This window comes from Xanthomonas boreopolis, assembly GCF_046529185.1.
GTDB lineage: Bacteria > Pseudomonadota > Gammaproteobacteria > Xanthomonadales > Xanthomonadaceae > Pseudomonas_S > Pseudomonas_S boreopolis.
Genome location: NZ_CP097162.1, coordinates 2,923,602 through 2,942,787 on the forward strand (window position 1 = coordinate 2,923,602; position 19,186 = coordinate 2,942,787).

General features: G+C 71.9%; 15 protein-coding genes and 1 tRNA gene. 9 read left to right on the forward strand and 7 right to left on the reverse strand.

The annotated features are described in order from the left end of the window. The first annotated feature begins 5 nt into the window (after window positions 1–5). Window positions 6–1,343 (forward strand): exodeoxyribonuclease VII large subunit, encoded by a 1,338-nt coding sequence (gene xseA, locus M3M27_RS13160; RefSeq protein ID WP_140720117.1) that lies wholly within the window; start codon window positions 6–8, stop codon window positions 1,341–1,343. Window positions 1,344–1,525: 182 nt separating this feature from the next. Here xseA and M3M27_RS13165 read toward each other — a convergent pair whose 3' ends face one another. From M3M27_RS13165 to M3M27_RS13175, 3 genes are all read right to left on the reverse strand, one after another. Next, entirely contained in the window at window positions 1,526–2,782 is a 1,257-nt protein-coding gene (locus M3M27_RS13165; protein WP_140720115.1) for an AcvB/VirJ family lysyl-phosphatidylglycerol hydrolase, read from the reverse strand. Window positions 2,783–2,887: 105 nt separating this feature from the next. Further along, a complete protein-coding gene (locus M3M27_RS13170) occupies window positions 2,888–3,799 on the reverse strand; it encodes a M48 family metallopeptidase (protein ID WP_140720113.1) in 912 nt (303 codons plus the stop codon). Between the two features lie 33 nt (window positions 3,800–3,832). Beyond that, window positions 3,833–5,695 carry a formylglycine-generating enzyme family protein gene (locus M3M27_RS13175; RefSeq protein WP_434025914.1) on the reverse strand — a complete coding sequence of 621 codons (1,863 nt, stop codon included), beginning with the start codon at window positions 5,693–5,695 and terminating at the stop codon, window positions 3,833–3,835. Window positions 5,696–5,793: 98 nt separating this feature from the next. Here M3M27_RS13175 and rnd point away from each other — a divergent pair, with 98 nt between their 5' ends. From rnd to M3M27_RS13210, 7 genes are all read left to right on the forward strand, one after another. Beyond that, on the forward strand, window positions 5,794–6,888 hold the full coding sequence (gene rnd, locus M3M27_RS13180) for a ribonuclease D (RefSeq protein WP_140720108.1): 1,095 nt from the start codon (window positions 5,794–5,796) through the stop codon (window positions 6,886–6,888). 83 nt (window positions 6,889–6,971) lie between these two features. Next, entirely contained in the window at window positions 6,972–7,661 is a 690-nt protein-coding gene (locus M3M27_RS13185; protein WP_434025915.1) for a DUF3348 domain-containing protein, read from the forward strand. A gap of 10 nt (window positions 7,662–7,671) precedes the next feature. Next, a complete protein-coding gene (locus tag M3M27_RS13190) occupies window positions 7,672–9,768 on the forward strand; it encodes a DUF802 domain-containing protein (protein WP_434025916.1) in 2,097 nt (698 codons plus the stop codon). Then, window positions 9,765–10,409, forward strand: coding sequence for an OmpA family protein (locus tag M3M27_RS13195; RefSeq protein ID WP_140720101.1), 645 nt, complete (start codon window positions 9,765–9,767; stop codon window positions 10,407–10,409). Before M3M27_RS13190 ends, M3M27_RS13195 begins: the two co-directional genes overlap by 4 nt. After that, a complete protein-coding gene (locus M3M27_RS13200; protein WP_434025917.1) occupies window positions 10,406–11,041 on the forward strand; it encodes a DUF2894 domain-containing protein in 636 nt (211 codons plus the stop codon). Before M3M27_RS13195 ends, M3M27_RS13200 begins: the two co-directional genes overlap by 4 nt. A gap of 81 nt (window positions 11,042–11,122) precedes the next feature. After that, window positions 11,123–11,198 (forward strand) — tRNA-Ala (locus M3M27_RS13205). A gap of 196 nt (window positions 11,199–11,394) precedes the next feature. After that, a complete protein-coding gene (locus tag M3M27_RS13210; protein WP_140720096.1) occupies window positions 11,395–11,805 on the forward strand; it encodes an H-NS family nucleoid-associated regulatory protein in 411 nt (136 codons plus the stop codon). 108 nt (window positions 11,806–11,913) lie between these two features. Here the strand turns inward: M3M27_RS13210 and M3M27_RS13215 are convergent, their stop codons facing one another. Then, window positions 11,914–16,263: a DEAD/DEAH box helicase gene (locus M3M27_RS13215; RefSeq protein WP_434025918.1), complete on the reverse strand. Its 4,350-nt coding sequence runs from the start codon at window positions 16,261–16,263 to the stop codon at window positions 11,914–11,916. Between the two features lie 241 nt (window positions 16,264–16,504). Between M3M27_RS13215 and M3M27_RS13220 the strand changes: the two genes are divergently transcribed. Then, window positions 16,505–16,846, forward strand: coding sequence for a DUF3301 domain-containing protein (locus M3M27_RS13220; protein ID WP_177497584.1), 342 nt, complete (start codon window positions 16,505–16,507; stop codon window positions 16,844–16,846). A 296-nt stretch (window positions 16,847–17,142) separates the two neighbouring features. Here M3M27_RS13220 and M3M27_RS13225 read toward each other — a convergent pair whose 3' ends face one another. The 3 genes from M3M27_RS13225 to M3M27_RS13235 all read right to left on the reverse strand — a co-directional run bounded on the left by M3M27_RS13225 (window position 17,143) and on the right by M3M27_RS13235 (window position 19,185). Beyond that, window positions 17,143–17,583, reverse strand: coding sequence for a ClpXP protease specificity-enhancing factor (locus M3M27_RS13225; RefSeq protein WP_434025919.1), 441 nt, complete (start codon window positions 17,581–17,583; stop codon window positions 17,143–17,145). An 88-nt stretch (window positions 17,584–17,671) separates the two neighbouring features. Then, complete coding sequence (locus M3M27_RS13230; protein WP_140720090.1) at window positions 17,672–18,307, reverse strand: glutathione S-transferase N-terminal domain-containing protein; 636 nt, start codon at window positions 18,305–18,307, stop codon at window positions 17,672–17,674. Window positions 18,308–18,471: 164 nt separating this feature from the next. Continuing rightward, the gene (locus M3M27_RS13235; RefSeq protein WP_218569601.1) at window positions 18,472–19,185 is read right to left on the reverse strand and encodes a cytochrome c1; all 714 of its coding nucleotides are present in this window, start codon (window positions 19,183–19,185) and stop codon (window positions 18,472–18,474) included. Window position 19,186 lies beyond the last annotated feature (1 nt).

Below are 19,186 nucleotides of genomic sequence, written 5' to 3' on the forward strand. Positions count from 1 at the left end.
GCGCGATGCCTGCCCGCGAAGACCAGATACTCACGCCCAGCCAGCTCAACACGCTCGCCCGCGACCTGCTCGAGGGCGCGTTCCCGCTGGTGTGGGTGGAAGGCGAACTCGGCAACGTCACCCGCCCCTCGTCCGGGCACCTGTATTTCACCCTGAAGGACGCGCGCGCCCAGGTGCGCTGCGCGATGTTCCGGCCCAAGAGCCAATGGCTGAAGTTCCAGCCGCGCGAGGGCCTGCGCGTGCTGGCGCGCGGCCGGCTGACGCTGTACGAGGCGCGCGGCGACTACCAGATGGTGCTCGACCACCTCGAGGAAGCCGGCGAAGGCGCGCTGCGCCGCGCCTTCGAGCAACTGCGCGCGCGCCTGGAGGCCGAAGGCCTGTTCGACCCGGCCCGCAAGCGCCCGCTGCCGGCGCACGTGCGCCGGCTGGCGGTGATCACCTCGCCGACCGGCGCGGCGGTGCGCGACGTGCTCAGCGTGCTGGGGCGGCGCTTCCCGATGCTGGAGGTCGACCTGCTGCCGTCTCTGGTCCAGGGCGAAAGCGCCGCCGCGCAGATCGCCGAGCTGTTGCGCCGCGCCGACGCCAGCGGGCGCTACGACGCGATCCTGGTGACCCGCGGCGGCGGCTCGCTGGAAGACCTGTGGGCGTTCAACGACGAACAGCTGGCGCGCGCGATCGCCGCATCCGCCACGCCGGTGGTGTCGGCGGTGGGCCACGAGACCGACTTCACCCTGGCCGACTTCGCCGCCGACCTGCGCGCGCCGACGCCCTCGGTCGCGGCCGAGCTGCTGGTGCCCGACCAGCGCGAACTGGCCTTGCGCGTGCAGCGCGCGCGCACCCGCCTGCTGCAACTGCAGCGTCACCGGCTCGACCAGGCGATGCAGCGCAGCGACCGCGCCGCGCTGCGCCTGAACGCACGGAGCCCGCAGGCCAGGCTGCAGTTGCTGCGCCGCCGCCAGGAGGAAGCGCTACGCCACCTGCAGGCGCAACGCCGGCAGACGTTCGAGCGCCTGCATGGCCGCCTGCAGCGTGCCGGAGCGCTGCTGCGGCTGCACGATCCCGTGCGCGAGCTGCCGCGCCTGCGCCAGCGCCTGCTGGCGGCCAATCCTCAACCGCCGCTGCTGCGGCGGCTGCAGCAGGAAGCGCTGCGCCTGCGCGGCCTGGCGCGTTCGCTGGAGGCGGTCAGCCCGTTGGCGACGGTGGCGCGCGGCTACGCCATCCTCACCCGCGCCGACGACGGCCGGCTGGTGCGTTCGCGCGAACAGGTCCACGCCGGCGAACGCCTGCATGCGCGCATCGGCGACGGCACGCTCGGCCTGCGGGTGGAGCAGGAAGACCCCTAGAATCCTCGTAGAAGCAGCTCTTGTGGGAGCGGCTTCAGCCGCGATGGGGCTTTCTCATGAATCCCTGCACATGGATGTACTGGCTGTTGCAGAGGGATCTGCATGAAAGCCTCATCGCGGCTGAAGCCGCTCCCACAGAAGCTGCTCCTATTGAATCTGATTCAGACAGAACCAGATCCGGATCAGGCATGCGCGGCGGCCGCAGCGCCTGCCACGCGCCGCTGCCAGCCTTGCAGGATGATCGCCGCCAGCTTGGCCGGGTCATGGTCGAAGTGGTGGCCGCCGGGCCGCGCGACCACCTCGATCCCGCGCGCCTCGAGCTCGGGGCAGAGCGATCCCTTCTCCTGCTCGCCGTGGATGCACTGCAGCAGCCTCGGATCCATCTTCGCCAGCTCGGGCAGGACCGGCGCCTGCCCGGACTTGCCGAAACCCAGCCAGCCGCCGACCCGCACCTTGAAGTTGGCGCCATGGGCCAGGCCGAGCAGCGAGACGAAACGCACCTGGCGGCGTTGCGCCTCGGGCAGCCGCTGGTAGGCGAACGGCATCACGTCGGCGCCGAACGAATAGCCCACCAACGCGATGTCGTCGGCGTGCCAGCGCCGCTGGTACTCGGCCATCACCCGGGAAAGGTCGTCGCCGATCTGTTGCGGGCTCTTTTCCGACCAGAAGTAGCGCAGGCTGTTCCAGCCCACCACGGACACGCCCTGCCGGTTGAGTTCGGCGCCGACGCCCTTGTCCAGTTCGCGCCAGCCGCCGTCGCCGGAGATCACGATCGCCAGCCTGCGGCTGCCCGGCACGTGCATTTCCACCAGCGGCAATCCCGCCAGGCCGCTGCCCGCGGCCGGGAAGCCGGCCTGGACCGCCTGCGCGAGCTGGTCGGCCGTCGCCGACGCCGGCACCACCGCGAGCGTGCCCTGCGCGGCGGACGGCGCCTGCGTGCCGCAGGCGAAACGATCCTGCGCGGCCCCGCCGTCGACCACGACGCCCCCTGCCAGCACGTCCGGCATCGCCGCGGCCATGGCCTGCCGGACCAGCAACGCGCCCTCGCCGTCGCCGACCAGCAGCGGCGGCAGGAACACGTCGATGTGCCGCTTGCGGAGCAGGTGCTTGCCGAAGCGCTCGGCGTCGTCGGCGAACCCGGCGCAGTTGACCTGCCCCGGCTTGCTCACGCTATCCAGGTAGCGCGCCGTGTCGACCACCGCGACCAGCGCCCCCTGCGCGGCCAACCGGCGCGCGCTCGCCCGGGCCCGCTCCGGGGCCGCCGGGTCCGGGAACACCAGCGCCAGCGCCTTGGGCGCACCGGCCGGCGGCGGCAGGATCTCGGGCCGCCCGTAGCGCCCGACGGTGCCGTCGCTCATGTGCCAGGCCACCGCATAGCCGCTGCCGGCGACCAGCAGTAGCGCCATTACCCACCTGAATATCGTGATCTGCCACTTCATGGGAGTCCCCGGCCGTGTGCGGCTTCGACACACGCGGCCGCGCCCGGTTCCCGCCCGGCCGGCGTCCGCGTTCACGGCCGTTAAGCGAGCGCCGGCGCCCTCCGGTCAGCGCGCGCCGGCGGCGCCGTCCTGGCAGAAGCGCTGCCGGTACTCCAGCGCCTTGGGCATCAGCGCCTGCAGGTTCTGGATGCGGGTGCCCGGGTTGGGATGGGTGGAGGAGAACTCCGGCGGCGCCTGGCCGCCGCTGGCCTGCTCCATGCGCTCCCACAACGGGATGGCCTGGCGCGGGTCGAAGCACGCCGCCGCCGCCAGCATCAGCCCGACCTCGTCGGCCTGGGTCTCGTGGCTGCGCGCATACGGCAGCAGGTAGCCGTATCCCATCGCGGCCATCACCATCTGCTGTTGCTGCGGGTCCATGCCGCTGGCGGCGCCGGCCATCTGCCCGATCTGGGTCAGCTTCTGCTGCGCCATGCGCTGGGCGCCGTGCCGCAGCAGCGCGTGGGCGATCTCGTGCCCCATCACCACCGCCATCGCGTCGGCGTTCTGGGCCACCGGGAACAGGCCGGTGTAGACGGCCATCTTGCCGCCGGGCAGGCAGAACGCGTTGGCCTGGTCGGACTGGATGACGTTGACCTCCCAGTCGAAGTCGCGCGAGATGCGGTTCGGCTGCATGCCGTGTTCGGCGGCGAGCGCGCCCTCGACCGGATCGATCTTCGCGATCAACCGCTGCGCGATCGCCCGCACCTGCTGCGCCTGGGGCGAGCCGGGGTCGATCGGGCGTTCCTGGCTGAGGATCTCCTGGTAGGCCTGCAAGCCGAGCGCCTTCTCCTGCTCCACGCCGAGCGAGCCGTCGATCAGCACCTTCTCGCCGGTGTAGGGATCCTCGGTCCGGTTCGAGAACCAGTAGTACGCCGCATAGCCCGCGAACAGCAGCAGCACGCCCCAGCGAACGTTGCCGAACAGGCCGGGCCGCCGGCGCGGCGCGCCTGCCTGTCCACCGAATGGATCGTTGCGCATGACTTCCTTTCCTCCCCTGCCCCGGATCGCCGATCAGATGCCCCGCACCAGCCGGAAGCCGATCCTGGCACTGGTGATGTCCGAATCCTGTGAGAGCCGCCACGACGCGCGCGTCTGCTGCGGCGAGTTCGCCCAGCTGCCGCCGCGGACCAGGCGTTGCCGGCAGCCGGGATTGAACCATGCCGCGCCGTCCGCCGGCGCGCGCCGGTAGTTGGAATGCCAGCAATCGGCCACCCATTCGCTCAGGTTGCCGGCCATGTCGTGCAGGCCCCAGGCGTTGGCCTTGAAGCTTCCCGCCGGCGCGGGGCCCCAGTAGCCGTCGCCGTAGCCGACGAAGGCGTTGTTCCAGTGCCGCCCGCTCGGCGACACGTCGTTGCCGCCGGTGAAGTTGCCGGTGTTCTCCGGCGGCGTGCCGGCATTGCCCCAGGGATAGCGCCCGGTGCTGCCGGCCCGCAGCGCGTACTCGAACTCGGCCTCGGTCGGCAGCCGGTAATGGCGCCCGGTCTGTTCCGACAGCCACCGCGCGTAGGCTTCCGCGTCGCGCACGCTGACGTGCATCACCGGCATGTTGGGGGCCGCGCGCCGGCCGTCGTAGCCGGACTGCCAGTCCACCCCGCTGCGGCGTATGAAGTTGCCGGAGCGCTCGTCGTAGACCACCGAGTGGCCGCGCCGGGTCGCGCGCGGACGGGCCTTGGCCTGCTCGACGAAGGTGCGGAACTCGGCCACCGTCACCTCGGTGATCGACATCGCGAAGCCGCGCTCGAAGCGCACGTAGTGCGCCGGCCGCTCGGCGTCGATGGCGGCCGGGTCCAGGTCGCTCGCCCCCATCATGAACGCGCCGTGCGGCACCACGATCATCTGCGGGCCGCGTCCGCCGTTCTGCATGCCGTCGGTGAACACCTGTCCGGGACGGAAGCTGCCGTAGTGCGTGGCCAGCTCGACGCGCCCGCGCAGGTCGGCGACCAGGGCATCGCCCGGCTCGGCGATGCGCAGGGCCTCGGCCAGCTTCTCGCGCGCGGCCTTCAGGCCCGGCGGCGAGGTCAGGTCGCGCAGGCCGCCATCGTGCAGGGCGGCGACCTGCGCCCGGCGGATCGCCGCTATCCGCAGCCGGGCATCTGCCATCGCCGGCGACGGCGGGCGCACCGTCGCGGCCAGCTCCAGCCACCGCTGCGCGGCCTCGAAATCGGACGCTTCCGCGGCCTGCTCGGCGCGCCGGACCAGGCCGCTCTCCACCGCCGCCAGCCCTTGCCGCGCGCGCGCATCGTCCGGATCCAGCTTCAGCGCTTCGCGGAAGTTGTCCAGCGCGCCGTTGCCGTCCTCGCCCAGCCGGTCGGCACGCAGGTCGTCCTCGCCGGCACGGTTGAACGCCAGCACGCGCTGGGCGGTTTCCACGCGCCCGAGCAGCGCCCGCACCTCGGGGTCCTCCGGCCGCAGCGCCAGCGCCACCATCGCCATCGACCGGGCCCGGTCCAGCGGCACCTCCTCGTCGCCGTCCCGGGCGAGCAGCGCCCCCGCCTGCTCCAGCAACCGCTGCAGCGCGCTGCGCAGGCCCGAACGCGCGGCCGGGTCCTCCGGCACCTGTTCGCGGATCGCCAGATAGAGCGGAATCGCGTCGTCGGCGGTCTCGAACAGCCGCCCCTCCCTCAGGGCCTGGGCGGCCCGGCGGCGCGCCTGCGGCAGATCGGCCCGGTCCAGCGCCACCGCCGGCGGATGCCAGCGCGCGACCGATTCGGCCGCGCCCTCGTCGCCGATCGTCACTTCCGGCGCCCTGTCCTTGGCGCCCCCCGCGGCCGGCGCGCGGGCGGCCGCGGGCGGCGCCTCGGGCGCGGACGAGGAAGGCGAGCACGCCGTGGCCAGCAGCGCGAGCAGCACCGGATACGCGACGCGTCTTGGCAACCTTCCCTCCTGGTGGACGCCGCGCCCGGAGGGGCGCCGGCTCGGCTGGGCTATTCTTACCCACCCGCTCCACCTTCGCATTCACGGACCCCCACTACGTGCCCCACTGGATCACACAGCCCGCCGAACTCGACGCCTACCTGCTGCGCCGCCCCGCCCGCATCGGCCTGGATACCGAATTCATCCGCGAACGGACCTACTGGCCGCAACTGGCGCTGGTGCAGATCGCCGTCGACGACGAGATCCTGCTGGTCGACCCGCTGGCGCCGGGGATCGCCGAAGCGCTGGAGCCCTGGCTGACCGCGCCCGACGTCGTCAAGGTGATGCACAGCGCCAGCGAGGACCTGGTGGCCTTCAAGTGCGCCTGCGGCGTGCTGCCCCGGCCCTTGTTCGACACCCAGATCGCCGCCGCCCTGGCCGGCATCGGCGCCGGGCTGGGCTACCAGAAGCTGGTCCACGAACTCACCGGCACCCTGCTGGCCAAGGGCGAGACCCGCTCGGACTGGCTGCGCCGCCCGTTGTCGCCGTCCCAGCTGGAATACGCCGCCGACGACGTGCGTCACCTGTTCGCCGCGCACGACGCGCTGTCGGCGCGGCTGGAGGCCCTGGGCCGCGCCGGCTGGCTGGCCGAGGACTGCGAGCGCCTGCTGGCCACGGTGGAGCACGACGAGCCCGAGCGCTGGCCGCACGTGGCCATGCGCAGCGCGCAGTTCCTCGACCGCGACGCGCAACTGCGGCTGCTGCGGCTGCTGCGCTGGCGCGACCGCCAGGCGCGCCAGAGCGACAAGCCGCGCAGCTGGATCCTCGACAACGAACTGGCCGTGGCGCTGGCGCGCACCCCGCCGGCCGACGAAACCGCGCTCCAGCAGCAGCTCGACAGGCTCCCCAAGGCCCCGCGCAAGCTCGCCGGCGCGCTGTGGCAGGCCCTGTCCACGCCGCTGCCGGACGAACGGGACGCCCCGCTGGCGCTGGCCGCGGGCGATGCCCACAAGGCCACGCTCAAGCGCCTCCAGGACGCGGTGGCCATGCACAGCCGCGCCCTGTCCCTGCCCGACGGCGTGCTGGCCTCGCGCCGCCACCTCGAAGCGCTGATCGAAAGCGGGCGCTGGCCGGCGCCGCTCGGCGGCTGGCGCAAGGAACTGCTGGAACCGCAGCTGATGCCGTTGCTGGACGCCGCCCGGGCAGCCGGCTGAGCCGCCAACGGGGCCGCAGCGGCGGGATTGACGGGCCGGTCGTCGGCAACTGGTAAAATGGTTGTTTTTACGCCAGCCGCCTAGTGCAACTCCCCCGCCGCACGCCATTCCACGGCCCGACGTTCATCCGCCTGCTCGCCGGCCTGGCGGAGACCGATGTCCAGCCGCCCCGCCCGCTGCCGGCGGAGCGGCTGAGCGAATGGCTCGACATCAACAACGCCATCGCCCTGTCGGCGGCGCTCGACGGCCGGCCGCTCGCTGGCGTGGCGCCCCCGGGCGACGCCGGGGAGGACGAATGCGCCGGCGTCCGCGCCGCCCTGGCCGAAGCCATCGCCGCCGACCGCGCCTTCGACGGCAACGGGGCGGGCGCCGCCACCGACTACGCCTTCTTCCGCCAGCGCTACCTCGCCCTGCAGCAGACCATGGAGACCGGCATCGGCCAGGCGCGCGCGCGCCTGCGCGAGCGATTGGCGGCGCAAGGCCCGGGCCCGGCCCGGCTCGCCACCGTGGATGCGGCGATGGAGAAGGCGCTGGCCCGGCGCGAACGCACGCTGCTGTCGCGGGCGCCCGCGCTGCTCGGCCAGCATTTCGAGCGCCTGCGCCAGGGCGCCGGGCTCCCGGACCAAGCGCCGTCCCCCGAGGACGCCGCGGCGGCAGCGCCCGTCGATTGGCTCGACGGGTTCCGCAAGACCATGCAGGACGTACTGCTCGCCGAGCTGGATGTCCGCCTACAACCGGTCGAGGGCCTGCAGGCGGCCCTCCGCACCTCCTGACTGAGACGTTATGTTGAAGAAACTGCTCGATTTCGCTGTATTTCTCGTCGGCCTGGCGGTCGTGTGCTGGATCGGCGCCGGCTACGCCGGCTCGAACCCGCTGGCCGCGTCCGTGGCCCTGCTCATCGGCGCCTGCTACGTGGCGGGCGGATTCGAGCTGTATCGCTACCGGCAGGCCACCGCCACGCTGGCGCGGGCGCTGGACGCGCTGCCCGTCCCGCCCTCCGGCCTCGGCGACTGGCTGGACCGCCTGCATCCGTCGCTGCGCAACGCGGTGCGCCTGCGCGTGGAAGGCGAACGCGTCGCGCTGCCCGGACCGGCGCTGACGCCGTACCTGGTCGGCCTGCTGGTGCTGCTCGGCATGCTCGGCACGCTGCTGGGCATGATGGCCACCTTGCGCGGTACCGGCATCGCGCTGGAAAGCGCGGCCGACCTGCACGCGATCCGCGAGTCGCTCGCCGCGCCGGTCAAGGGCCTGGGCTTCGCGTTCGGCACCTCGATCGCCGGCGTGGCCACCTCCGCGATGCTCGGCCTGCTGTCCGCGCTGTGCAGGCGCGAGCGGCTGCAGGCGGCGCAACGCCTGGACCTGCAGATCGCGACCACGCTGCGCGTGCATTCGCAGGCCCACCAACGCGAGGAAACCTTCAAGCTGCTGCAGCGGCAGGCCGAGGCGATGCCGGCGCTGGTCGAGCGGCTGCAGGCGATGGCCGCGGCCGTCGAACGGCAGAACCTCGCCGCCCACGAACGCCAGCTCGCCGCGCAGCAAGCCTTCCACGAGCGGACCGAAGCGACCTACCTGCAGCTGGCCTCTTCCGTGGAACGATCGTTGAAGGAGAACGTCGCCGAGGGCGCCCGCGCCGCCAGTTCCGCGCTGCAGCCGGTGGTGCAGGCCACCATGGCCGCGATCGCGCGTGAAACCGCCGCGCTGCACGGCAGCGTCGCCCAGACCTTGCAGCAGCAATCCGAAGCGCTGTCCGGCGGCCTTGAAAAGACCACCGCGGCCGTCGCGGAGGCCTGGAACCAGGCCCTGCTCGACCAGCGGCACGCGAATGCGGCACTGGTCGAGCAGCTGCAGGACATGCTCGGCCGGACCGGCGAATCCTTCGAACGGCGTTCCGCCGATCTGCTCGAAGGCGTTTCGGCCCGCCTCGACGCCACTGCCGCGCAGATGGGCGAGGCCTGGAAGCAGGCGTTGTCGCGGCAGGAAAGCCTCAACGAAGCGCTGGCCTCCGGCAGCCGGCAGGCATTGTCCGAAGCGGCCGGCAGCTTCGAGCGGCAAGCCGCGTCGTTGGTCGAGAGCACCACCCGCTCGCACGTCGACCTGCAGGCCGCGCTCGCCGCGCAGGATCAGCAGCGCCTGGCCGCCTGGAGCGCGACGCTCGACGCCGTGGCCGCCGCCCTGCGCCAGGAGCTGGAACGGGCCGCCGACCATGCCGCCAGCCGCCAGCAGGAGATCTGCGACGTGCTGGCGCGCACCGCCGGCGACATCACGGCCCAGGCCAAGGCGCATGCCGGCGATACCATCGCCGAGATCTCGCGGCTCGTGCAGGCCGCGTCGGAAGCGCCCCGGGCCGCAGCCGAGGTCATCGCCGAACTGCGCCAGAAGCTCTCCGACAGCATGGTCCGCGACACCGCGATGCTGGAGGAGCGCAACCGCCTGATGGCCACGCTCGACACCCTGCTCGGCTCCGTCAGCCATGCCGCCACCGAACAGCGCGCCGCCATCGATGCGCTCGTCGCCACCTCGTCCGAGTTGCTGGACCGGGTCGGCAACCGCATCGGCGAGCGGATCGAGAACGAAGCCGGCAAGCTCGACGTCGCCGCCGCCCAGGTCGCCGCCGGCGCGGCCGAGGTCGCCAGCCTGGGCGAAGCCTTCGGCGCCATCGTGCAGCAGTTCGGCAAGTCGAACGACAAGCTGGTGGCGCGCCTGCAGCGCGTCGAGAGCGTGCTGGACAAGTCGCTCGCCCGCAGCGACGAGCAGCTCGCCTACTACGTGGCCCAGGCCCGCGAGGTGATCGACCTGAGCGTGCTGGTGCAGCGCCAGATCATCGAGGAACTGCAACAGCTCGCCGGCCAGCGCGGCTCCGCCGGAGCCGAAGCCGCATGAGCCCGGACATCGAAGGCGACACCGAATCGGCTACCCCGGTCTGGGCCGCGTTCGGCGACCTGATGTCGGTGCTGCTGGGCGCGTTCGTGCTGATCCTGGTCGGGGTGATCGCCGTGCAGATGCAGCTTTCCAGCCGGTTGGACGAAGAGGTCAGGCAACGGCAGCTGGAAGCGCAGCGCCGCCAGACCCTGGAACAGGCGCTGGCCGGACCGCTGGCCGCCGGCCGGGTCACGCTGGTCGATGGCCGCATCGGCATCCGCGGCAGCGTGCTGTTCGCGCTCAACTCCGACCAGCTCCAGCCGGAAGGCCGCGAGGTGCTGAAGAGCCTGGCCGGGCCGCTGGCCGGCTACCTCAAGGCGCGCGAGGAGATCCTGATGGTCAGCGGCTTCACCGACGATCGCCAGGTCCGCGACGGCAACCGCCAGTTCGCCGACAACTGGGAACTGTCCGCCCAGCGCGCCCTGACGGTCACGCGCGCCCTGATCGCCGAGGGCGTGCCGTCTTCGTCGGTGTTCGCCGCCGCCTTCGGCGCCGAGCAGCCGGTGGGTTCGAACGCCGACGAAGAAGGCCGCGCGCGCAACCGGCGCGTGGAGATCGCGCCGGTGCCGCGCCCGAAGAACACCGCCGCGGTACCCCGATGAGCGACGACGGCCACCACGCTCCCCCGCCGCCCGGTTCCGCGTGCGCGCAGGACGCCGATCGCACGGCGTCCCTGCACCGGCATTTCGTCGAGGCGATGCGGCGCCGCGCGGCCCGGCACGCCGGCGAAGCGCGCCGCCTGCTGGATGCCAGGCTGGCAACGCTGGCCGCGACGGACGCGGATCGCCGCCATCCTCCCGGCCCGGAGGCCGGAACGCCGGAGGCGCCGGACCACGCGCCGCTGCGCGGCTTGCTCGACCATATCGCCCGGCAGACATCGGCAACCGACCCGACCGCCGGCGCCGCGGACGACCCGTCGACGCGCTCCACCTACCCGGACCTGGCCGCACTCGACGAATTCAGGCAGCTCTGGTCCAAGGTCCACGCCGAGACCCAGGTGCGGCAATCGCTGGAGCAGGCACCGGCCAACGCCGGCCCGCTCAACTCGGGCCGGCTCGTGCACCGCTCGTTGAACCTGATGCGCGAGCTGTCGCCGGCTTATCTGCGCCGTTTCCTCGCCCATGTCGACGCCCTTTCCTGGCTCGAACAGATCAACGTGCCTCCCGTGCAGGCGAAGGACGCAGCGCCCGTTCCAGGCGCCAGGAAACGCGCGCGGAACCCGCGATCGCCATGAGCGGCGCGCCGCGGGAACGAACGCCCCGTCGACGGCTATTGGCTTCCGGCCGCGCATCAGGCTAGAATGCGCGCCTCGCGTGGGGCGGTAGCTCAGCTGGGAGAGCGTCGCGTTCGCAATGCGAAGGTCGGGAGTTCGATCCTCCTCCGCTCCACCAATCACACCAGCACGAAAGCCCCGGCATCGCATGCCGGGGCTTTCTTGTATCGCACGATCCTCACATGCGGCCGCGACAACGGCGTGGCCTTGCCCCCTCAGGGGCCGCACGTGCCTGCAGGCATTGCCTGCAAGCGGCATTCCGCCAACAATGCACCCCTTGCATTGCCCGCGACATTCCCTTTCCAGACAGACCCATGACCGAAAAGAACGCTTTGAACCTGGATGCCATTGCCGAGGCCAAGGCCAAGCTGGCCGAAGAACTGCGCAAGCTCGAGGAACAGGAAGTCCACCTGCGCCAGCAGCAGTCGTCCGATGCCTTCACCCAGGTGCTCGCCCTGCTGCGCGAATTCGCCGGCCACTTCAACGCCAAGCAGAAGGCCGAGATCGCCGCCCTGATCGGCGAGGAAAAGCCGAAGGCCAGGAAGAGCGCCGCCAGCGATGCGCGCCGCGAAGTCGCGCCGAAGTACTGGCTGCCGCACACCGGCGAGACCTGGACCGGTCGCGGCCGTACGCCGAAGGCGTTCGCCGCATGGGAAGGCACCGCCGCCTACAAGGAATGGAAGGCCCGCCACCCCAACGAGAAATTCCCGGCCTTCCCGGGCTGATTCCGCCCGAGCCCCCTCGCCCGCACGGGCGAGGGGCCGGTACGCGGGCGCCGGTCCCTTCCGGCTCCAGGCGGCCCCGCCGTTCTTCCGCCGCGTTTCCTAGCCGCCTCAGGCCAACGCCGATATGCCCGCCGGCGCGCGCGATGCCGTGCCGGACAGGCGCCGCTGCGCCTCGGCCAGATCCGCACCGTCCAGCCCCTGCAGCGGCTGCAACCGATCCGCCACCCATGCCGCCACCGGCAGTCCATCGCGGTACAGCACGCGATTGCCCGGCACGCGCGGTACGCGCTCGCCCGGCAGTACGTTGCCCAGCAGATTGGCCGGGTCGCTGGCCGACAGGCACACCCACTGCCCGGCCAAGGGTTCGCGGCGCAGCCGGCGCAACAACCCGATCGCGTCCGGCAAGGCGAACTGTTCGCCGGACAGGCCGGCGATGAAACGCCCGCCGCGGATCTCGCCGCGCGCTTCCAGGCGCCGGTACACGCGCAGCAACTCCCGCCAGGGCGGCAGCCACGCCGCCTCGCGCTCCAGCAGCCGCCAGCAGACCACGCCATAGCGGCGCAGCAGGACCTGCGCGACGTGCGCGACCGCCTCGTGGCGCGCTTCGCCCGGCGTGTCGTCCGCGACCGGCGGCGGCGCGCGCAGCAGCGACCAGCGGCCTGCGTCGCGGATCCCGGACAACGGCGCCCGCCTGCGCGATCTCGACAGCGCCGACGGCCGTTTCGACGCCGGCACGAGCAAGGCACGCAGCCCGGCATAGCTGTCGCAGTGCACGCGTCCGCGCACCACCAATTCCGCCAGCGCGTCCTCCAGCTCGGTGCCGAGCAGCCGCGTCGCGTCGGCGATCTCGTCGAAGAACGATGCGCCGTGCTCGGCCAGGAAATCGGCCACCTTCTGCGCGCGCGAATGCAGCGGCTCGCCGGCCTCGTGCTCCGCCGCCAGGCGCCGCCACTGCATCGCTTCGCGCCTGGGCAGCAACAGGATCGGCGCGCTGCGCAGCGAGGCGCCCGGGCTGCGCGTCGCCGGGGACGGCCGCAGTCGCGTCCACAGCACCCGCCCGGCTGCGCACTGCTCGTCCAGCCAGGCCGGCTGGTAGTCGCGCAGGCGCGCCGCCAGCAGTTCGCTTTCCCAGCACGCGGCCGGGGCCTCGAAGCCTTCCAGCTGCGCCAGCACCCCCGCGAGCGCTTCCGAACCGGATCGCCGGCTGCCCTCGCCCAGGTGCTGCCATTCGAACAGGAAGCGGGCGAAATCGCGCTGCGAGACCGGCTCGATCTCCCGGCGCAACCGCCCGAGCGTATAGCGATGGATGCGCGCCAGCAGATGCCGTTCGCACCATTCGTCCTCGTCCGCGTCCGGCGAGAACCGCCCCGCCATCACGAATCCTTCCTGGCGCAACGCGAGCAGCGCATCGCGCACGTCCTCGCGCGGCAACTGCAACGGTGCGGCCAACCGCTCCAGCGTGACCGGCCCCAGGCCGGCCAGGCGCGCCCGCACCAGCTCGCGCAGGGCGTCGGCGCGCTCCTGTCCCAAGCTGGCCGCCCCTGCCGGCACCTGCAGCGCCGGACGCGGTTCGGCCGACGGATACAGCAAGCGCACCGATTCCAGCCGCTCCACGCTCACCCACGCGAGCGGCACGCCTTCCCGGACCAGGCAGGTGGCGCGGCCATCGCCCGCCAGCGCCTGCAGCCATGCGGACCAGCCAGGCTCGCGCCCGACCTCGTCCATCGCCAGCATCCCGAGCGTATCGACGGCTTCGTGCATCTCGTCGGCATCGCGCGGCTGCGGCCAGGCCTCGGCCCGTACCGCGGCGATCGCCTCGGCATCGAGCCGGCCCATCGCGCCCGCGTCCTCGGCGTCGCCGAACCGGCGCGCCTGCACTGCCTGGGTGCGCCGCTCTTCGAGCGGGGCATCGTCGAGGAACGCGTACGGGCGCGCCTCCAGCACCTCGGCGGCCAACGGCGAGGGCGCCGGCAGGTCGCGCGCCACCACCTCGATGGCGCCGGACTCGATACCGCGCAGCACGTCGAGCCAGCCCGCACTGTCCATCGCCTCGTGCAAACAATCGTGGAGCGTCTGCGCGACCAGCGGATGGTCGGGGATCTCGCGCTCGCCGACGATGTTCTCCAGGCAGGCGACCTGGTCGGGGAACACGGTGGCGAGCAGGTCCTCGGACTTCATCCGCTGCAGTTGCGGCGCCACCTTGCGCCCGTTGCTGAAGCGCGGCAGCGCCAGCGCGTTGGTCGCGTTCCAGCGCCAGCGCACCCCGAACAACGGCGCGTCCAGCAGCGCCTGCACCAGCACGTGCTCGGCCGAGGCGGAATGCAGGAAGCGCGCCACGTCCTCCAGCGGGAAGCTGTGGCGGGTCGACAGCGACAGCACGATCGCGTCCTCGGTGGCCGCCGCCTGCAATTCGAAGTCGAAGGTGCGGCAGAAGCGCTTGCGCAACGCCAGGCCCCAGGCGCGGTTGATGCGGCTCCCGAACGGGCTGTGGATCACCAGTTGGGTGCCTTCGGATGCATCGAAGAAGCGCTCCATCACCACGCAGCGTTGCGTCGGCAGCTCGCCCAGGTCGGCCAGGGCGCGGGCCAGGTAGTCGGCGAGCTGCTGCGCGGCCTCCAGGGGCAGGCCCAGTTCCGCCAGCAGCCATGCCTGGGCGGCCTCGCGCCCGCCTTCGCGCAGCCGCGCCGCCACGTCCGCGCGCAACCGCGCGACCGCGTGCGACAGCTCGTCGCTGCGGCCGGGCGCCTCGCCGAGCCAGAACGGGATGTTGGGCGGCGCGCCCTTGGCGTCCTCCACCCGGACGCGGCCCGGCTCGATGCGCAGGATGCGGTAGCTGGCATTGCCCAGTTGGAACACGTCGCCGGCCAGGCTCTCCACCGCGAAGTCCTCGTTGACCGTCCCGATGTTCTCGGCCTGCGGCTCGAGCAGCACCGTGTAGTCGCCGGTCTCCGGGATCGTGCCGCCGGAGGTGAGCGCCGTGGTGCGCGCGCCCCGGCGCGCGCGCAGGACGCGGTGCACGGTGTCGCGGTGCAGGTAGCTGGCGCGCCGCCCCAGCCGCGTGTCGAAGCCTTCGGCGAGCATCCGCACCACCTCGTCGAAGCGCTCGCGCGACAGGTTGGCGTACGGCCAGGCGCGGCGCACCAGCGCGTACAGCGCGTCTTCCGCGCAATCGCCGCAGGCCGCCTCGGCGACGATCTGCTGGGCCAGCACGTCGACCGGCGCCTGGACCACGCGCAGCGCATCCAGCTCGCCGCGCCGCACCGCATCGAGCAGCGCCGCGCATTCGACCAGCTCGTCGCGCGAGGCCGGGAACAGCCGCGCCTTCGGGGTTCCGCTCACCGCGTGCCCGGAACGGCCGGCGCGCTGCAGGAACGTGGAGATCGAGCGCGGCGAACCGAGCTGGCAGACCAGGTCGACCTCGCCGATGTCCAGGCCCAGTTCGAGCGACGCGGTGGCGACCAGCACGGTCAGCTCGCCCGCCTTCAGGCGCCGCTCCGCCGCCAGGCGCGTCTCGCGCGCCAGGCTGCCGTGGTGGGCCGCCACCCGGTCCTTGCCGAGCAGGTCGCCCAAGTGCCGCGCGGCGCGCTCGGCCATCCGCCGCGTGTTGACGAACACCAGCGTGGTGCGGTGCTCGCGCGCCAGGCCGGCCACCGCTTCGTAGACCTGCAGCCATTGGTCGTTGGACATCACCGCACCCAGCGGCGTCGGCGGCAGCGCCAGCGCGAGATCGCGCTCGCGCACGTATCCCGCGTCGACGATCTCGCAGTCCGGCCGGCCATCGCGCACCTGCCCCGCCCCGACCAGGAAGCGCGCCACTTCGTCGATCGGCTTCTGGGTGGCCGACAGGCCGATCCGCACCAGCGGCGCCTCCACCAGCGCCCGCAACCGCTCCAGGCTCAATGCGAGATGGCTGCCGCGCTTGTCGGCGGCCACCGCGTGGATCTCGTCGACGATGACCGTGCGCACGCTGCGCAGCGACTCGCGGCCGGAGACCGAACCGAGCAGGACGTACAGCGACTCCGGCGTGGTCGCCAGGATATGCGGCGGCCGCCGGCGCGCCCTATCGCGCTCGCGCTGCGGGGTATCGCCGGTGCGCACCGCGCTGCGGATGTCCACCTCGGGCAGGCCGAGCGCCTGCAGTTCCGCGCGGATGCCGGCCAGCGGGGCCTCGAGGTTCGCGTGGATGTCGTTGGAAAGCGCCTTCAGCGGCGACACGTAGAGCACGCGGGTATGGTCGGGCAGCGCGCCCTCATGCTCGAGGCCTTCGCGCAGCAGGCCGTCGATCGCGGTCATGAACGCCGCCAGCGTCTTGCCCGAACCGGTCGGCGCCGCCACGAGCGTGTGCCGGCCATCGGCGATCGCGGCCCAGGCGGCCGCCTGGGCCGCGGTCGGCACCTGGAAGCGGTGCCGGAACCAGCGCGCGACGGCGGGATGGAAGCGGAGCAGCGGATCGGTCATGGGATCGGAACGGGCCAGGAGGCGCCTGCGCCACGATAGCGCCGGCCAGGATCGGATGCAGGTATCGTTGTCGAGATGCGGCCGGATCCGCAGGCCGGCAAGCGGCATACGGCCGCAGGCGGTTAACCGTTCATCGCCGGCAAGGCCATGTGAGGACATCCGGACGCCCGGGGGCGCCGCCCGCGACCGGACCGGCGTCCTGGCGATTGCCCATGCAGGCGCCCGCTGGCACAGTGCGCCCATGCCCAGCCTGATCCTGTTGATGATTGCCGGCGCAGCCGTGTTCGCGTTCTGGAACGCCTCGCGTGCCGCCGCCGAACGCGCCGAGGTGCTCGGCCGCAATGCCTGCCGCGCTGCCGACGTGCAATGGCTCGACCAGAGCGTGCACGCCGTGCGCCTGCGCCCGTGCCGCCTGCCCAACGGCTGGCTCGGCTTCGAACGGACCTTCCGCTTCGACTACTCGCACGATGGCATCGACCGCCATACCGGCCGCCTGGTGCTGCGCGGCACCGAGCTGGTGGCGTTCACCGGCCCTTCGATGGCGACGGTGACGCCGCTGCGGCGCGAACTGGAGAACCCCTAGCGGCGGATCCGGGCCCCAGGCCGCCGGACTGCTGGAGAACCGATCCGGCTCCGGCACCGGCATTCACCAGGCGTGCCGGTCGTTGCCGCCGCTGTGGGTCCTGCTGTCGTTCCTGCCTGGCTTTTCCGCGCCGGCGTGCGTGAGCCAGGCTGCAGTCCCTACGCTCCCATTCCGCAGCGGGAGGAGCGAGATCCCCCTTGCGATCGAACGACACCGGCGAAGCCCGTCGGGACTGGAGTCCTCCCGCGATGCTCCGGCGTGCGCCGGAGCCCGATGCCAGCGACAGCCGCGACGGACTACTTCACCACCCGCAGGTGCGGGCGCTTGCCGGCAGGCGGGGCATCCTCCGGGCCCGGCCCCTGCGGCGGCGGGGCATCGTCGTCCGGCGGCTCGCCCGACGTGCCGGGGATATCGTCCGGCAGCGCCATGCCCTGCCCGGTCTCGCGCGCATACACCGCCAGCACCGCCGACATCGGCACGTACACCGGATGGCTCACGCCGCCGAAGCGAGCGGTGAAACTCACCCCGTCGTTGTCCATGTGCAGGTGCACGACCGCGCGCTCGGCGATGTTCAGCACCACGCGTCCGTCCTGCACCGAGCTCGGCGGCACCTGCACGCCTTGCAAGCCCGCATCCACGAGGATATGGGGCGTCATGCCGTTATCGTTGATCCATTCCACCAACGCCCGCAGCAGATAGGGGCGATGGCTGGTCATGCGGGGAAAGTCTTGGCTCATGTGCGACAGTTTACGCGCTGGGCCTGTCGCGCTGTCCATTCCCCGATGGGCACCGGTACGCGCCGGTACAGGCGCATACCGGCCACGATCACGCCGGCAGGTCGCGCAGCTTCTTTTCCTGGTCGGTGAGGCTGCGGATGAAGCCGGGGTTGCGGAAGATACGGTTGCCGTAATCCTCGATCGCCTTGCCGTCCTTCGGCAGCGGCACGTCCAGCGCCTGCAGGCGCCAGATGATCGGCGCCATCGCGCAATCGGCCAGGCTCATCTCCGGATTGAGGAAGAACTTGCTGGCCTTGAACAACGGCACCGATGCGGTGAGGAGTTCCTTCAGGCGCTTGCGGCCGGCCTCGGCCTGGGTCTTGTTGCCGAGCTGGATCGCCTGCACCTGCGGTACCCAGTCGTGCTCGATGCGCAACATCGCCAGGCGCAGCCGCGCGCGCGACAGCGGGTCGACCGGCATCAGCGGCGGGTGCGGGTAGCGCTCGTCCAGGTACTCGCTGACCACCGACGCGGCGTAGAGCACCAGCTCGCGCTCCACCAGCGTCGGCACCGAATGATAGGGATTCAGGTCGATCAGGTCTTCCGGCGGGTTCTGCGCATCGACCGGCACCAGGTCGTAGGTGACGCCCTTGGCGGCCAGCACCAGCCGGACCCGATGGCACAGCACGTCATCGGTGGAGGAAAACAAGGTCAGGGTATTTCGCATACGCACACTCGTCGCCATTCAAGGCTCTCCAACGACCGGAATCCGCCGGCCGCATCGGCGCCGCCGGCCCCTTGCCAACGGTTCACCACGGTGAACCCGAGTGTGCAATCACACTCCGGAAAAGCCAATAGCAGGGCTATCGTCCCACCGCCTGCAACGCCCGTCCGCCCCCGGTCGCCGGCTCAATGCACGTCCTTCCAGTACTCGCGCTTGACCAGGTAGGCCAGGAACGTCAGCAGGGCCAGGAACAGGATCACCCACACGCCCAGGCTCTGGCGTTTCAGGGCGGCGGGCTCGCCTGCGTATTCCAGGAAGTTGCTGATGTCGCGCACGGTCTGGTCGAACTCGGCCGGGTTCTGCCGGCCCGGCTGTGCCAGCTTGATGCCGACCACCGGCCTCTCGCCCAGGGCCTTGTCGAGCTCGCCGTACTCGGGTTGCTGCAACCCTTGCAGCTCCCACAGCGGATTGGGCATCGAGGCGTTGGGGAACACCGTGTTGTTCCAGCCCAGCGGCCGCGACGAATCCAGGTAGAACGACTTCAGGTAGGTATAGATCCAGTCGGTGCCGCGCACGCGCGCGATCAGGCTCAGGTCGGGCGGCGCCTTGCCGAACCACTTGGCGGCGGCGTCGTGGGGCATCGCGTTCTCGATGTGGTCGCCGATCTTGCCGCCGGTGAAGTTGAGGTTGTTCATCACCTCTTCCTCGGTCAGCCCGAGGTCGGCGGCCATGCGCGAATAGCGCAGGTACTTCAGCGAGTGGCAGCCGGAACAGTAGTTCATGAACAACTGGGCGCCACGCTGCAGCGAGGCGCGGTCGCTCAGGTCGTTGCCGGCCTGCTGCAGCGCGCCGCCCTCGGCGGCCAGCAGGGTCGTGGAGAACAGCAGGCCCGCGGCCATC

Excerpts from the sequence above, each read along its gene's own strand:
- M3M27_RS13225 (WP_434025919.1), bottom strand. The coding sequence starts at position 17,583 with ATGAGCCAAGACTTTCCCCGCATGACCAGCCATCGCCCCTATCTGCTG.
- M3M27_RS13210 (WP_140720096.1), top strand. The coding sequence starts at position 11,395 with ATGACCGAAAAGAACGCTTTGAACCTGGATGCCATTGCCGAGGCCAAG.
- M3M27_RS13200 (WP_434025917.1), top strand. The coding sequence starts at position 10,406 with ATGAGCGACGACGGCCACCACGCTCCCCCGCCGCCCGGTTCCGCGTGC.
- M3M27_RS13170 (WP_140720113.1), bottom strand. The coding sequence starts at position 3,799 with ATGCGCAACGATCCATTCGGTGGACAGGCAGGCGCGCCGCGCCGGCGG.
- M3M27_RS13165 (WP_140720115.1), bottom strand. The coding sequence starts at position 2,782 with ATGAAGTGGCAGATCACGATATTCAGGTGGGTAATGGCGCTACTGCTG.
- M3M27_RS13190 (WP_434025916.1), top strand. The coding sequence starts at position 7,672 with ATGTTGAAGAAACTGCTCGATTTCGCTGTATTTCTCGTCGGCCTGGCG.
- M3M27_RS13215 (WP_434025918.1), bottom strand. The coding sequence starts at position 16,263 with ATGACCGATCCGCTGCTCCGCTTCCATCCCGCCGTCGCGCGCTGGTTC.
- M3M27_RS13230 (WP_140720090.1), bottom strand. The coding sequence starts at position 18,307 with ATGGCGACGAGTGTGCGTATGCGAAATACCCTGACCTTGTTTTCCTCC.
- M3M27_RS13195 (WP_140720101.1), top strand. The coding sequence starts at position 9,765 with ATGAGCCCGGACATCGAAGGCGACACCGAATCGGCTACCCCGGTCTGG.
- M3M27_RS13235 (WP_218569601.1), bottom strand. The coding sequence starts at position 19,185 with ATGGCCGCGGGCCTGCTGTTCTCCACGACCCTGCTGGCCGCCGAGGGC.
- xseA (WP_140720117.1), top strand. The coding sequence starts at position 6 with ATGCCTGCCCGCGAAGACCAGATACTCACGCCCAGCCAGCTCAACACG.
- M3M27_RS13220 (WP_177497584.1), top strand. The coding sequence starts at position 16,505 with ATGCCCAGCCTGATCCTGTTGATGATTGCCGGCGCAGCCGTGTTCGCG.